The 14601-nt window shown below is 46.9% G+C and carries 15 protein-coding genes; 14 read left to right on the top strand and 1 reads right to left on the bottom strand.

The genetic code is table 11. From position 1 onward, the window contains the following. Nucleotides 1-55 precede the first annotated feature (55 nt). The 14 genes from rny to MHB43_RS12510 all read left to right on the top strand — a co-directional run bounded on the left by rny (nt 56) and on the right by MHB43_RS12510 (nt 13933). A complete protein-coding gene (gene rny, locus MHB43_RS12445) occupies nt 56-1597 on the top strand; it encodes a ribonuclease Y (RefSeq protein ID WP_036670418.1) in 1542 nt (513 codons plus the stop codon). A gap of 154 nt (nt 1598-1751) precedes the next feature. Continuing rightward, the gene (locus MHB43_RS12450; RefSeq protein WP_036609256.1) at nt 1752-2546 is read left to right on the top strand and encodes a TIGR00282 family metallophosphoesterase; all 795 of its coding nucleotides are present in this window, start codon (nt 1752-1754) and stop codon (nt 2544-2546) included. Nucleotides 2547-2663: 117 nt separating this feature from the next. Beyond that, nucleotides 2664-2924 carry a stage V sporulation protein S gene (locus MHB43_RS12455; RefSeq protein ID WP_007430104.1) on the top strand — a complete coding sequence of 87 codons (261 nt, stop codon included), beginning with the start codon at nt 2664-2666 and terminating at the stop codon, nt 2922-2924. An 85-nt stretch (nt 2925-3009) separates the two neighbouring features. After that, entirely contained in the window at nt 3010-4011 is a 1002-nt protein-coding gene (locus tag MHB43_RS12460) for a dipeptidase (protein ID WP_405132049.1), read from the top strand. 191 nt (nt 4012-4202) lie between these two features. Then, nucleotides 4203-4775, top strand: a complete 573-nt coding sequence (pduL, locus tag MHB43_RS12465) for a phosphate propanoyltransferase (protein ID WP_017689107.1) — start codon at nt 4203-4205, stop codon at nt 4773-4775. A 312-nt stretch (nt 4776-5087) separates the two neighbouring features. Continuing rightward, nucleotides 5088-6644 carry a tRNA (N6-isopentenyl adenosine(37)-C2)-methylthiotransferase MiaB gene (miaB, locus tag MHB43_RS12470; RefSeq protein ID WP_405132050.1) on the top strand — a complete coding sequence of 519 codons (1557 nt, stop codon included), beginning with the start codon at nt 5088-5090 and terminating at the stop codon, nt 6642-6644. A 299-nt stretch (nt 6645-6943) separates the two neighbouring features. After that, nucleotides 6944-7357 carry a RicAFT regulatory complex protein RicA family protein gene (locus tag MHB43_RS12475; RefSeq protein WP_272907590.1) on the top strand — a complete coding sequence of 138 codons (414 nt, stop codon included), beginning with the start codon at nt 6944-6946 and terminating at the stop codon, nt 7355-7357. Between the two features lie 209 nt (nt 7358-7566). After that, on the top strand, nt 7567-7971 hold the full coding sequence (locus tag MHB43_RS12480) for a PaaI family thioesterase (protein WP_145318772.1): 405 nt from the start codon (nt 7567-7569) through the stop codon (nt 7969-7971). Between the two features lie 78 nt (nt 7972-8049). Then, the gene (locus tag MHB43_RS12485) at nt 8050-8853 is read left to right on the top strand and encodes an NUDIX hydrolase (RefSeq protein ID WP_237175935.1); all 804 of its coding nucleotides are present in this window, start codon (nt 8050-8052) and stop codon (nt 8851-8853) included. A gap of 67 nt (nt 8854-8920) precedes the next feature. Then, on the top strand, nt 8921-9478 hold the full coding sequence (locus tag MHB43_RS12490) for a cysteine hydrolase family protein (protein ID WP_405132051.1): 558 nt from the start codon (nt 8921-8923) through the stop codon (nt 9476-9478). A 198-nt stretch (nt 9479-9676) separates the two neighbouring features. After that, nucleotides 9677-11131: a nicotinate phosphoribosyltransferase gene (locus tag MHB43_RS12495; RefSeq protein ID WP_221824121.1), complete on the top strand. Its 1455-nt coding sequence runs from the start codon at nt 9677-9679 to the stop codon at nt 11129-11131. A 388-nt stretch (nt 11132-11519) separates the two neighbouring features. After that, the gene (locus tag MHB43_RS12500) at nt 11520-12173 is read left to right on the top strand and encodes a hypothetical protein (protein WP_339184139.1); all 654 of its coding nucleotides are present in this window, start codon (nt 11520-11522) and stop codon (nt 12171-12173) included. Between the two features lie 111 nt (nt 12174-12284). After that, nucleotides 12285-13304 (top strand): acryloyl-CoA reductase, encoded by a 1020-nt coding sequence (locus MHB43_RS12505; RefSeq protein WP_339184141.1) that lies wholly within the window; start codon nt 12285-12287, stop codon nt 13302-13304. Nucleotides 13305-13378: 74 nt separating this feature from the next. Beyond that, the gene (locus MHB43_RS12510; RefSeq protein ID WP_339184142.1) at nt 13379-13933 is read left to right on the top strand and encodes a hypothetical protein; all 555 of its coding nucleotides are present in this window, start codon (nt 13379-13381) and stop codon (nt 13931-13933) included. 75 nt (nt 13934-14008) lie between these two features. On the opposite strand, the gene MHB43_RS12515 is transcribed toward MHB43_RS12510, so the two are convergent. After that, entirely contained in the window at nt 14009-14527 is a 519-nt protein-coding gene (locus MHB43_RS12515; protein ID WP_221824113.1) for a molybdenum cofactor biosynthesis protein B, read from the bottom strand. Nucleotides 14528-14601 lie beyond the last annotated feature (74 nt).

Genomic DNA, 14601 nt, shown 5'->3' on the forward strand with positions numbered 1-14601 from the left:
AACTGCAAATTGACCCAAGGAATGCCTTGGAGGAACCAACGAGGAGGTGAACAGTATGGAAATTGCAATCACGATCGCTCTCGTTGCAGCCGCGCTATTCATTGGGTTCGGAGTAGGATATTTTATTCGCAAATCTCTTGCAGAGGCTAAAATCTCTAGTGCGGAACAAGCTGCCGTACAAATCGTGGAGAACGCGAAGAAAGAGGCAGAAGCACTGAAGAAAGAAACGGTGCTGGAGGCGAAGGATGAAATCCATCGCATTCGCGCTGAAGCTGAAAAAGACACTCGTGAACGTCGGAATGAAATTCAACGACAAGAAAGACGATTGTTGCAAAAAGAAGAGTCGCTGGATAAAAAATTGGAATCACTCGAACGTAAAGAAGAGCAAGTGGCTAACAAAGAGAAACGAATTGATGAAACTCAGCAGCAGATCGAAATGATTTACAAAAACCAGGTGACCGAGTTGGAACGTATATCCAACCTCACCATGGAAGACGCACGCAGTATCATACTGTCCAACGTAGAACAGGAAGTTCGTCATGAGACGGCTCAAATGATCAAGGACATTGAACAACAAGCGAAGGAAGAAGCGGACAAAAAGTCCCGCGAGATTATTACACTCGCCATCCAACGTTGTGCGGCTGACCACGTAGCGGAAACAACGGTTTCTGTTGTTACCCTGCCAAATGAAGAAATGAAAGGCCGGATTATCGGTCGTGAAGGACGTAACATCCGTGCGCTTGAAACCCTTACAGGGATTGACCTCATTATCGATGATACGCCAGAAGCTGTTATTCTGTCGGGCTTTGACCCGATTCGCCGTGAGATCGCCCGTACTGCCCTGGAGAAACTGGTGGCTGATGGACGTATTCACCCGGCACGGATTGAAGAGATGGTTGAGAAATCCCGCAAAGAAGTGGATGAGCGCATCCGTGAATACGGTGAGCAAGCTACCTTTGAAGTGGGCGTGCATGGTCTGCATCCGGATCTGATCAAAATTTTGGGCCGGTTGAAGTTCCGTACAAGTTACGGTCAGAACGTCTTGAAACATTCCATGGAAGTCGCTTATCTGGCTGGATTGATGGCTGGCGAACTCGGAGAAGACGTAACTCTGGCAAGACGTGCAGGTCTATTGCATGACATCGGTAAAGCGCTGGATCACGAAGTGGAAGGATCACACGTCGAAATTGGCGTGGAACTGGCGAAGAAATACAAAGAACATCCGGTTGTAATCAACAGTATCGCGTCCCATCACGGAGATTGCGAAGCGACTTCGGTCATTGCCATGTTGGTTGGCGCAGCAGATGCGCTCTCCGCAGCAAGACCAGGCGCACGCCGCGAAACGCTGGAAACGTATATCAAACGACTGGAGAAGCTGGAAGAAATCTCAGAATCCTTCGAAGGTGTCGAGAAATCGTACGCCATTCAGGCCGGACGCGAAGTTCGCGTTATGGTACAGCCTGAGAAGATCGATGATGCTGAAGCCTTCCGCTTAGCCCGTGACATCACGAAGATGATTGAGAATGAACTCGACTATCCGGGTCACATCAAAGTCACCGTCATCCGGGAAACCCGTGCGGTTGAATACGCAAAATAGAGCATTACGGAAAAGTGGCCGCAGTAGTGGGCCACTTTTCCTGTTGATAGCCTGTTAAAAGGCAACTATACATCATGGAGCATGAGATAGAGTCCTGCAAAGGTTCCACATTTGAAGTAAGAGGACTTTGCAGGAATTGAGGAGGCAGTAATCAATGAAAGTTTTGTTTATTGGTGACATTGTAGGTAACGTGGGACGTAAGGCATTAAAGGAAAATTTACCTTACCTGAAATCGAAGTATAAGCCACATGTGGTGATTGTGAATGGTGAAAATGCGGCAGCAGGTCGTGGCATTACCGGTGCAATTGCAAATGAGTTTTTCAACTGGGGAGTACATGGTATTACACTTGGTAATCATACTTGGGACAATAAGGATATTTTTGATTTTATAGATGATGAGCCCCGCATGATTCGTCCAGCGAACTTTCCACCAGGAACACCAGGACGAGGGTACACGGTTGTCAAAGGCGAAGGGAAAGAGCTAGCGATTGTCAATCTTCAAGGAAGAACGTTCCTGCCTGCTCTGGATTGTCCATTCCGTGTAGCTGATGAAATTGTAGATGAGCTGCGCCAAGACCATAAATGTATTTTGGTCGATATGCATGCTGAAGCGACGTCAGAAAAGATTGCCATGGGATGGCATCTGGATGGACGTGCGTCTCTCGTTGTAGGTACACATACGCATGTACAGAGTAATGATGATCGGATTTTGCCTGGAGGAACGGCTTACTTGACGGATGCAGGCATGGTAGGGCCTCGTGACGGTATATTGGGTATGGAGCGTGAGGCCGTGCTGCGTAAGTTCTACACCCAGCTTCCTGTACGTTTCGTTGTAGATGATGGCAAATGGCACTTCCATGGTGTTTTTGTTGAAATTGATGAAGCCACAGGTGCGGCAACACGCATCGAAAAAATTCGTCTGACGGAGGACGAGTGGCGCATGGAATAGGGGTATTGTCCCAATTTGCAGGGAAACCCGTCTAAAAAGAAGGAATTTTTTTGCCTCCCGCGAATAACATCTAGTAAGTGGAAACAAACTTTCAACATTCCCAGGGAGGTACTTACCATGGATGTATTAAAAGTTTCAGCAAAGTCCAATCCTAATTCTGTAGCCGGCGCTCTTGCAGGGGTTCTTCGTGAACGTGGAAATGCTGAACTGCAGGCAATTGGAGCAGGAGCACTGAACCAAGCCATTAAAGCGGTAGCGATAGCCCGGGGATTTGTAGCACCAAGCGGAGTTGACCTGATTTGTATTCCAGCTTTTACAGACATTGTGATTGACGGCGAGGACCGAACGGCCATTAAGCTGATTGTGGAGCCCAGATAATACATGCAGTATGCATTGAACCTGTTTACGATGTAGACAGGTTTTTTTGCGTTTTTTTGCAATAACATATGGAGGAGGGTTTAAGATGTCCATGTCTGATTGGCGTGTAGCTGATTTTCACTGTGATGCACTGAGCAAAATTTTGATGCAGCCTGCTCTTTCATTCCAAGATGCTCCACAACTGGATGTGAACTTGCAACGTTTGAAAGAGGGGAATGTAGGGTTGCAGGCGTTCGCCATCTATTTACCCGAAGTGCTGGGCAGAGGCAAGTTTGAACATGTGATGGGACAGTTGGAGATTTATCGTAGACGTGTAGAGGGAAGTCAGGAGCGGCCTGACGGCACACAGACGTTGTTATGGCGTGAACAGGTGGCTCAGGTGGGGCAAACAGAGGGTCCGTGGGGATTAATCACACTGGAGGGTGTGGATGGCCTGGAGGGCAACCTGTTCTATCTGGAGTTATGTTATCAGATGGGCGTTCGAATTATTGGACTAACGTGGAATTATGCCAATTGGGCGGCTGACGGAGTAATGGAGAAACGTGGAGCAGGTCTGACCGAGAAAGGGAAGCAGCTGGTGCACCAGTGTAATGAAATCGGAATGCTGCTCGACGTGTCACATCTGACAGAGAAAGGTTTCTGGGAACTGGCTGATTTGAGCAAACGTCCTTTTATCGCCTCCCATTCCAACAGTTATAGCGTGTGTCCCCATGTGCGTAATCTGAAAGATGATCAGATTCAGGCTATCATTGCCCGGGAAGGGCGGATCGGACTGACGTTTGTACCCTGGTTTGTAAAGCAGGAGGGGGAAGTACGTATAGAAGATCTGCTGCCTCATATTGAGCAATTCTGTTCTCTCGGCGGGCAGCATCATCTGATGATGGGGTCTGATTTTGATGGAATTTCAACGTATATTCAGAAACTTGAACATTCAGGACATTATCCGAGACTGATGGAAATCCTGCTCAAACATTATGATGAACATCTGGTTCGTGGCTGGTTGTGGGGGAATGCGATGAGTTATCTGAGGGAACACTTGCCAGAGAGCAATCCGAAGATGCAGATGAAGGGCAATTCCATGAAATAGTGAACTGGTGTGTGTTAAATGTGTTGAATTGAAACTGGTTTTCCAAATAAAGGAGGGGAATGATGGCGAAATAAGTGTATTTCATGAATTTTCACCACTTCGTTTTCATTTCACTCCAAAAAGGGGTATAATACCATTGGATTGTTAAGAGCCTGAGTACAGGCCATAGATAAACAAGGAGTGAATTTACAATGAGTAAAACAGTACCTGTGGGCGTATCTGCCCGTCACATTCATGTATCCCAAGAGCACGTTGAAATTTTGTTTGGCAAAGGTTATGAACTGACTGAATTTAAACCTCTGTCCCAGCCTGGCCAATACGCTGCTAACGAAACTGTAGCGGTAATTGGTTCGAAAGGACAGTTTGATAAAGTGCGTATCCTTGGACCTGTTCGCCCTGAAACGCAACTGGAGATCTCCATGACAGATTCATTTGCGATTGGTGTTAAAGCACCTGTACGTGAATCTGGAAGCATTGAAGGTACACCAGGAATCACAATTAAAGGTCCTGCTGGCGAAGTAACAATTGATAAAGGTGTTATCGTTGCTGCTCGTCACATTCACTTCCATACTTCTGATGCTGCTAAATGGGGTATCGAGGACAAACAAATGTTGAAAGTTCGCCTTGGCGGAGATCGCGGTCTTGTACTGGAAAATGTACTTGCTCGTGTATCCGATTCTTTTGCACTGGACATGCATATTGATACAGATGAAGCTAACGCTGCTGGCGCTCGTAATGGCGACACTGCTGAAATCATCGATTAATTACATGTAATAGCTTCAGCCGCCAATTAGGTCGGTCTGAATAACATATAAACCTGAGCACAGCCATCAGGGGCCGGTTAATTCCAGCCTTGATGGCAAGGCTCAGGTTTTTGTGTTTTCTGAGTGTTCTTCTGCGCATGGCATGTTTCGGATTAGACGAAGGGACATACGGTTTGGATGTGGAACTACAGCCCAATTCATGCTATAATTTGCTGTAATGCTCTTTTAATGTTCCACGCAAGAAATTCATGTGGAACAGGGATGAATGTACGATTTTTTATTAATAGAGGCTGTAAGGAGTGACCGAAGGAAATGGCTAAAGACTCAAAAAAGGATTACTCCCAATATTTTGATTTCTCGGATGCCAAAGTAATTTCGCAAGATGAATTCAGCAAAAAGATAAGAATCCGGGGCCGTGAGATTAACATCAAATCGGAACCCAATCATCGTCAGGAGAAACAGCGGGGCAAGGAAGACGTCCAGGTGCTTTACGAAAATGCCGTTCCCGATGAACTGAAAAACATAGGGAAAGGCAAACATTATATTGTATATACGTATGGATGTCAGATGAACGAGCATGACTCGGAGACCATCAAAGGACTGCTTGAGTCTATGGGATATCAGGCTACAGAGAATCGCAAAGAAGCTGATGTTATTCTGCTCAATACGTGTGCCATACGGGAAAATGCGGAAGATAAAGTATTTGGTGAGCTTGGTCACTTGAAAACGCTAAAACTCGAACGTCCGGGATTGTTACTTGGCGTATGCGGTTGTATGTCCCAAGAAGAGGGCGTCGTCAACCGAATTATGCAGAAGCATGGATTTGTGGATATGATCTTTGGTACACATAATGTGCATCGACTGCCACATCTAATCCAGGAAGCGCTGTTCAGCAAAGAAATGGTTGTTGAGGTATGGTCCAAGGAAGGCGACATTATCGAGAACCTGCCGAAGAAACGTGAGGGTATGCGCGGCTGGGTGAACATTATGTATGGCTGCGACAAGTTCTGTACATATTGCATCGTTCCGTTCACACGGGGCAAAGAACGCAGCCGTCGTCCTGAAGATGTCATTGCCGAGGTTAGGGATTTGGCACGACAAGGCTTTAAGGAGATCACGTTGCTTGGTCAAAATGTGAATGCGTACGGCAAGGACTTCACCGACCTGAACTACAGCTTTGGTGACTTGATGGATGCCATTCGCCAGATTGATATTCCAAGAGTACGGTTTACAACCAGTCACCCACGTGACTTCGATGATCGCTTGATTGAAGTGCTGGCGAAGGGTGGAAACCTGGTGGAGCACATTCATCTTCCGGTGCAATCTGGCAGTTCGGAAGTACTCAAACGAATGAGCCGCAAGTATAGCCGGGAACACTATCTGAAACTGGCTGACAAAATTAAAAAGGCCATCCCGGATGTTGTGTTGACAACGGATATTATTGTTGGTTTTCCGGGGGAAACGGAAGAACAGTTTGAAGATACACTTTCCCTTGTCCGTGAAGTAGGGTATGATTTTGCCTATACCTTTATTTATTCCCCACGGGAAGGTACACCGGCTGCGGTGATGGAAGACAACGTACCGATGGAAGTGAAGAAGGAACGTTTGAAGCGCTTGAACGAAACGATCAACGAATACAGCCACCGAAGCAATGAACAGCAACGCGGCAAAATCGTTGAAGTGCTCGTTGAAGGCGAGAGCAAGCGGAATTCCGAAGTTCTGGCAGGACGTACGCGCAGCAACAAGCTGGTGCATTTTGAAGGACCTAAAGAATTGATCGGTACTTTTGTACAAGTGGAAATCACCGATCCGATGACTTTTTATATTCGGGGCAACCTGCTCTCTGAGCCGGTAGCTGCCAATCAGTAATACACACACCAATAAGATGAGTATTTTTTGCACTTAGCGGGGTTACGGCCGAGCGTAGCGAAGGTGACGGAATCGATTTTGTAGAAGCGAAGCGTTCGCCTTTGTCTCCAAATTTTAACCTTGAACATTTCAATCGAAAAAATTCGGAGACAACAGCGATCAAAAGAACGATCCGACACCGCAGCGGTCACTCAGCAGTCAGCTGAACTTAGTGCAACAGTGAGTATTCATCTTATATCATCTCATAGAATGGAGCGATTTCAGTGGCGCAGGAAGAAGTGCAGTACAACCATTATGGAATGCCAACCTACGATACGCGCAATCTGGTCATACGCGACGACATTATGGGAAAAGCCAAAGAATTGGCTGATATGCTCGGAACGAGTGAGGAAGTTAGACAGTTTCAACAGGCTGAAACCAAAATTCGGGATCATGAGCGCATCCAGCAGTTGATTGCAACGATCAAGAAAAAACAAAAAGAGATTGTTGCTTTTGAGAGCTTCAAAAATGTGGAGATGGTCAGCAAAATTGAACAGGAAATTGATGATCTGCAAAGCGAACTGGACAGTATTCCATTGGTGACGGAATTCCAACAGAGCCAGAGCGACATCAACTACTTGCTTCAACTAGTGATCTCCGTAATCCGGGATACGGTTTCTGAAAAAGTAAACGTGGAGGCTGGAACGGATTCACCTCCGACCAGTTGCGGTTAAATGACGGAAGGGTGCGGACGCTGTCCGCGCCTTTTTTGACATTACATAACCGTTAACGTGGAGTGGCTATCGCCAAGTACTCGGAATATAATTCCAAGCAAAGCTCCACGCTGTGGGGTTATTTTGTGTGGCGCAGCTGATTTTTAATGATAAAGGCACATGACATCAAGAGAGCTTGATACGTACAGTGAATAAAGGAGAAATGAATAATGAGTATTTTGGACAAAATGGTGGAAGACGGAGACGGACGATTCTGGGGATTTCTCGGCTGTCGTTATATTAAAGGAGACGGCAAAGAAGTACAGATCGCGTTGACAGCAGGTGAACATCATACCAACTCCATGGGGATTATCCATGGGGGTGTATTAACTTCACTGATGGACCAGGCGATGGGTATGGTTGCAACAGCAGCAATGGAAGTGGACGGCTGTGTGACAACGAATCTGAACGTACATTTTCTCGCACCAATGAAACAAGGGGAATTAATGGTGACAGCTACGGTACTGCATCAAGCTGGACGCAGTGTTACGACTCATTCGGAGGTTCGTGATGCATCGGGTACGTTGGGATGCATGGCTACGGCGACATTCCGCATAGCACGCCCTAGAACGTAACGCACGAATCCTGCGGTTGACAAAAGATATTATTATGTCATAATGAAATTATCAAAATGAAAATAGTCGGTGGTGCCCATGAGCGAAAACTACGAACACTTCAATGCAGAGAGCGACGAACAAGCAGCACGTGCTTATAGTTCCAAAAAATATCGTACCCCCGATGGTGTTCCTGCGGATATCGTTATGTTCACCTTAACCAAGCGGGAGCGCAAGACGGTGACGAAGACACTTCCCATTCGGGAACTGAAAGTGATGCTGATCAAGCGCAAAGGCTGGCCTTTTGCAGGCAGATGGGCATTACCCGGTGGATTTTGTCAGGAGAATGAATCCATCTACGGTGCAGCTAAGCGTGAGCTGATGGAAGAGACAGGTGTAGACGGTGGACATCTGGAGTACTTGAATGTATACAGTCAGCCGGGTCGTGACCCGAGGGGATGGATTATCTCTCACGCATTTTTCGCGCTTGTGGAAGAATGGATGCTGGATCAACGCCAAGCAGCAGATGATGCTGAGGATGTTGGATTGTTCACCATCCAGGAGGCGCTGCAAGAACTGGAACTGGCCTTTGATCACAGAACTATCATTGAAGATGCTTATCGACGTATTCAACAGCAGATGCTGGAAACGACGATTGCTCGTCAGTTCCTGACACGTGATTTTACATTAAGTGAATTATATCAGGTTATTCAAAGTGTTGTACCGGATTTTGAAGAACCAAACTTCATTCGCAAGATCACGTCTACCCGCAGTCGTAAAGGCATTGTGGAAGAAGTACGGGATGAAGAGGGGAACCTGGTGAGTTCCAACCAGTACTCGCAGCGTCCGGCGCAGCTATATCGTTTTACAGAACTGGTACCACGCCTTTCCATCTATACGTAATAAGGTGTAGATGTGTCAGTCTGATTGAATCAGGATCAACCATTTCTGGGCTAAGGGAGTGTTGACGATGAAAGCACTGATTGTCATTGATTTTACGAAGGATTTTGTGACAGGTTCTTTGCCTGTAGGTCAGCCGGCAATAGAGATCGAAGAGACGATTGCAGCTGTAACTGAGGCCTATTGTAAGAATAAACATGAAGTGATTATGGCTGTGGATCTGCACGAAGAGAATGATCCGTATCACCCGGAGACGGTACTTTTCCCACCTCATAACATCCGCAATACGGAGGGAAGACAGTTATATGGTCGTCTTGCCCAAGTGATGGAAGAACGGAAAACGGATATACAGTGGATGGATAAGACGAGATATAGTGCATTCTGTGGGACCGATCTGGAACTCAGACTGCGTGCACGTGGTATTAAGGATATTGCACTGATTGGGGTATGTACGGATATTTGCATATTGCATACCGCAGTGGACGCTTACAATAAAGGTTTTCATATTACGGTATATGAAGATGCTGTTGCCAGCTTCAATCCGGCAGGGCATGAGTGGGCACTTGGACATTTTTGTTCCAGCCTTGGTGCTTCGGTGGTTAAGGCGAGCGAGACAGTCTTGGCTTAATCTACTCCATAGTCATGTTTGGTTGACCTCACGTTAGGAACCGGATGAATGTGGTGAATGGTGTATAGAGTTTTTTTACGGGAGACTTGTTTGTTTAATACGGATGAACAGAATCATGAAGAATAAGTCTCCATATGTTAACCCGTGTCCACAGATGAATTCTGGGGGCACGAGCGGAAGTCAGAGAGGATGAGACAAATGCAGACAACTAGCCTGGCTTTACATACGGATAAATATCAGATCAATATGATGTACGCCCATTGGGTGAATGGTACTCACAAGCGGAAGGCGGTATTTGAAGCCTATTTCCGCAAACTTCCTTTTGGCAACGGATATGCGGTATTTGCCGGATTGGAACGTATTGTGAACTATATCAGCCAGCTTCGGTTCACGATGGACGACATCAAATTTTTATCCAAACAAGAGGAAAATTACGATCCGGTCTTTCTGGAAGAATTGCTCCAGTTTTCATTTCAGGGGACGATTCATTCCATGAAGGAGGGTGCAATTGTTTTCCCTGACGAACCGCTCATTCGGGTAGAAGGCTCCATTATGGAGACTCAATTGGTGGAGACGGCGATACTTAACTTCATGAATTATCAGACGTTAATTGCAACCAAGGCTTCGCGGATCAAACAGGTAGCGCAGCAGGATATTTTGCTCGAATTCGGCACACGGCGTGCGCAGGAAGCGGATGCTGCGATCTGGGGCGCACGTGCCTCGTATGTAGCAGGTTTCCATGCAACGTCCAACATGCTGGCCGGAGAGCGCTTCGGGATCCCAACAGCAGGTACACATGCCCATTCCTGGGTACAGAGCTTTATGAGCGAACAGGAGGCGTTTGACGTGTATGCCAAAGTGTTGCCTGATCAGGTTACACTGCTGGTTGATACCTTTGACACGTTGAACAGTGGAGTACCTCACGCCATCAAGACAGCCAAGAAGCTGGAGAGCCAGGGCAAAAAGATGAATGCCATTCGTCTCGACAGTGGTGACCTAGCGTACTTGTCGATTCAGGCACGTCAGATGCTGGATGAGGCTGGCCTGGATTATGTGAAAATTGTTGCATCCAATGATTTGGATGAAAATACGATTTTCAACCTGAAGGCTCAAGGAGCACGGATTGATACATGGGGTGTTGGTACACAGTTGATTACCGCTTCTGACCAGCCATCTTTGGGTGGAGTGTACAAATTGGTGGAGCGTGAAGTAGACGGTGCCATGCTGCCTACGATCAAAATATCTGCCAATCCTGAAAAAGTGTCCACTCCAGGTAAAAAGGAAGTGTTCCGGATCATTGATCCGAAACATGGCAAAGCGATTGCAGATTATATCTGCTATCCAGATGAAGAGCAGCCGCTACAGGGCGGACCGCTCAAGCTGTTCAACCCGCTACACCCTTACCTGAAAAAGACGGTTACCCGCTACGAAGCGGTAAATATGCTGGAGCCGATCTTTGTGAACGGACGCAAAGTGTATGAACTGCCTAATTTGGATGAGATTCGTGCGTATCATCGAGAGCAGATGGACCTTTTCTGGCCTGAATACCAGCGGAAGCTCAACCCGGAGATCTACCGTGTGAACATCAGCCCTGCGGCATGGAATATGAAGCAGAAGCTCATTGCGGAACATGTGAAATCCACAGAGGAATAATTCACACATAAGAATTACAGAGAGGCATAACCAGTGAGGAATACTGGTTATGCCTTTTTGAAGATCATAGAATTATACGTTTTCAGCGGAGCTGAACGATTCGATGATCACAAGAAAAACTTCAGCTAAATGCGGTCTGTCTTCTATGAAAGTACGTCGATAGACTTTTTTCTTATATGATCCCGATGAGATGGACCATTGATGTAAGAAATCTCATGGACAGACTGCCAAGGTAACAGGCTATACTGGAAATAGTCATGCGCAATTCAAAAAGGTTGTAGGGGAAAGCAGTAATTATTTCTCGGGAAAGCGCAGGAGACGCCAAATTCTGCATCGCATTGTTTCAATCCCGTAGCTGTAGGGGATGAAAGTAAGAGGAGGTGCAGACATGAGATGGATATTAGGACTGGTCTGGATCGCTTTTATTGCCTATGCAGTGTTGTTGGCACCAGGGCAGTCACCTGGAAGTGACCCGATATTCAAAGAACTGATCACCCTGCAAAGCAAAGAACCTTGGTTACTCACGGTATTTTCGTGGTTAGGTATTTTTCCGGCAGTGTATGCTTGTTTGCTGTTAAGAACATCTGTGAAAGAACGAGGTGGCCGTGTGCCGGCTTGGCCTTTTGTTATCCTTTCTTTCGGACTGGGGGCTTTTGCCCTGCTTCCTTATTATGCATGGTCATCATCCGCAAATAGAGCTTCGGGTTACGGAAGCTTACATTTTGGGCGTCAGCGTGAGTCGGGAATTGGACGAGTAGCCGGCAACAAGCTGACGCATGTAGTCCTTCTGCTGTTGACGCTGGTCACAGCATTTTATGCTGTGACGCAAGGTCATCCGGATGTATACATGGAAGCATTCAAGCAATCTGCCTTTGTACATATCATGACGATTGATTTTGTACTACTGACCTTACTTTCGATGATTGGGATATACAGGGATACTGAAGTGAGTCGACATTCAGCAGCTTGGACCGCGGCAGGCATCATCCCTATTGTGGGTCCACTAATCTATCTGTTGACACTCAGAAGAGACAGAGCTTGATCATCAACATCTGAAGAATGCAGAAGTAAAAGGTAGCCGTTAAGCCTGAATGCGAACAATTCATGTGCTTAATGGAAAAATATATAAAATCCAAAGAAGGAGTGGCTATCAATGAAAAATCATTTTAACGCATATGTTGTCCGTAAAGAAGAACAGGGCGGAGTGAAAGCTGCTATAGAGCAACTGAAGAAGGAAGATCTGCCTAATGGAGATGTAACGGTACAGGTGCAGTATTCCAGTGTCAATTATAAAGACGGACTCGCTACCCTAGAGAAAGGCGGTGTCGTCCGTGAGTACCCGATGGTACCTGGAATCGATCTGGCCGGAACGGTAGAGGAGTCGGTCAGTGGACGTTTTGCACCAGGAGATCGGGTGATCAGTACAGGATTTGAACCTGGCGTATCCCATTACGGAGGGTACAGCGAGTATGCTCGTCTGCGCAGTGAATGGCTGGTGCCTCTGCCACCGGGTCTCAGTGAGAAAGAAGCCATGGCAATTGGAACCGCAGGATTTACGGCTGCACTTTCGGTTGATGCGCTGTTACAGGCTGGAGTGACTGCGGAGATGGGCAAGGTTCTGGTTACGGGTGCAACGGGTGGTGTCGGCAGTATGGCAGTTGCCATTCTGGCGAAACTGGGCTTCGAAGTAACAGCCAGTACAGGTAAGAAGGTTCAGGAGGAGTCATTGCTCCGAAACTTGGGTGCCTCAGAGGTTATTACTCGTGAAGAAGCTGATGCTCCAGCTAAAGGAGCCATGGGGAAACAGCTATGGGCGGGAGTTGTTGATCCAACAGGAGGACCAGCTCTTGCGGAGCGATTGAAACAGATTCAATACGGAGGTGCGGTAGCGGTATCCGGGTTAACCGGAGGCACAGCTTTTGAATCCACGGTACTTCCGTTTATTTTGCGTGGCATCCAGCTTATAGGTATAGACTCTGTATATTGTCCAATGGAACGTCGGGAACGATTGTGGAAACTGCTCGGTGGAGAATGGAAACCGGAGCGCGCACTTGAACTGGGAATCCGGGAGATTTCTCTAGACCAATTACCTCATACACTGGAGACGATACTCCAAGGTGGTGCAGTAGGTCGTACGGTGGTCAATACAATATCAGATCTGCCATCCGCATAAGATTCTAAGTCCTTAGACATGCTAATTCTACCTGATTGGGTCACAGTACACGTGGCTGGAAAGGAAGGATTGGCATGTGGTTTGGTAGAAAAGGGCGAAGGCTGGTTGGAAAAACAATAAAGTCGGTACTTGTAAGTGGCGTGTTGATCACAAGTATCTGGTCCCTGGTGGCTTGTTCGGCATCATCCATTGAACAGGAGCGGAAGGTCTATACCCGCGAAGCGACAGATGAAGGAAATATGCGGGCACAGAATCAAGGACACGGATTAAACGGTGAATTGGTGAGTGAGATCAGTAAGAGTTTTGAATCAAAAGGCATTCAGCTGATGAATAATATGTCTGCCGATGACGGCCATGGTGGGATCTCTTATATGTATTTATTGAATGGAAGTGGCAGACACATCGTGAAAGTTCATATTTTCAGTGATAAGGCTGCACGAGCTGCCAGCATGAAACAAATGTATAGTGAGGATCGGGATGAGGCTGTCTTGGAGAATGCGCTTGGACGGACAACGATTCGCAGCAAAGGATATGTATCACTCGTTTATACAGCTTCTGGTGGAGAAAAGGACAAGTATGAACAGGATGTTATGCAGGTATTCCAACATGTGTTGGAGCAATTAAGGTAGGAGAAGATGGGAGCACAGAAAACTTTCAATCCTTACCGTACAGCTGAAAATAAACCCTAAAACCCGTCTGATCTTTCAGACGGGTTTATATATTTCACGCATCACATGCCGTAGCTCGGGCAAAATGAGTTTTTCCATGGCCAATTTGACAGCTCCTTTGGAACCTGGCATGGAGAATACAGCTGTGCGTCCAATCGTTCCAGCGACGGCTCTGCTCAGGATGGCAGCGGAACCGATATCTTCGGTGTAACTGAGAAAACGGAAGATCTCACCAAAGCCCGGGAGTTCCTTGTCCAGTAGTGAGGACACCGCTTCGTAGGTTGTATCTCGGGGTGCAATCCCTGTTCCGCCGCTAAGCAGCACGGCTTCAATATCATCACGAACGGCTGCATCTTGCAGGATGGTTCGAATGCTCTCCGTTTCATCTGGTGTAATGATGTATTCAACAATCTGATAACCGGCTTCATTCAGAAGCTGGTGCATGAGCTGGCCACTGGTGTCAGTGTCTTTAGTGCGTGTGTCCGACACCGTAACAATCATGCACGATACCGTGTCAGGGGCTTCCTGGCGATGTTGTTCCACTGAATTAGTCATGAAACTTCCTCCTTCAATCAACATGTCCTCATAGCATAGACCATCCGTTAGAATCAGGCAATGTACTGGAGAAG

Origin of the sequence: Paenibacillus sp. FSL H8-0317, from assembly GCF_045040685.1 — a bacterium.
In the GTDB taxonomy this organism is placed as follows: domain Bacteria; phylum Bacillota; class Bacilli; order Paenibacillales; family Paenibacillaceae; genus Paenibacillus.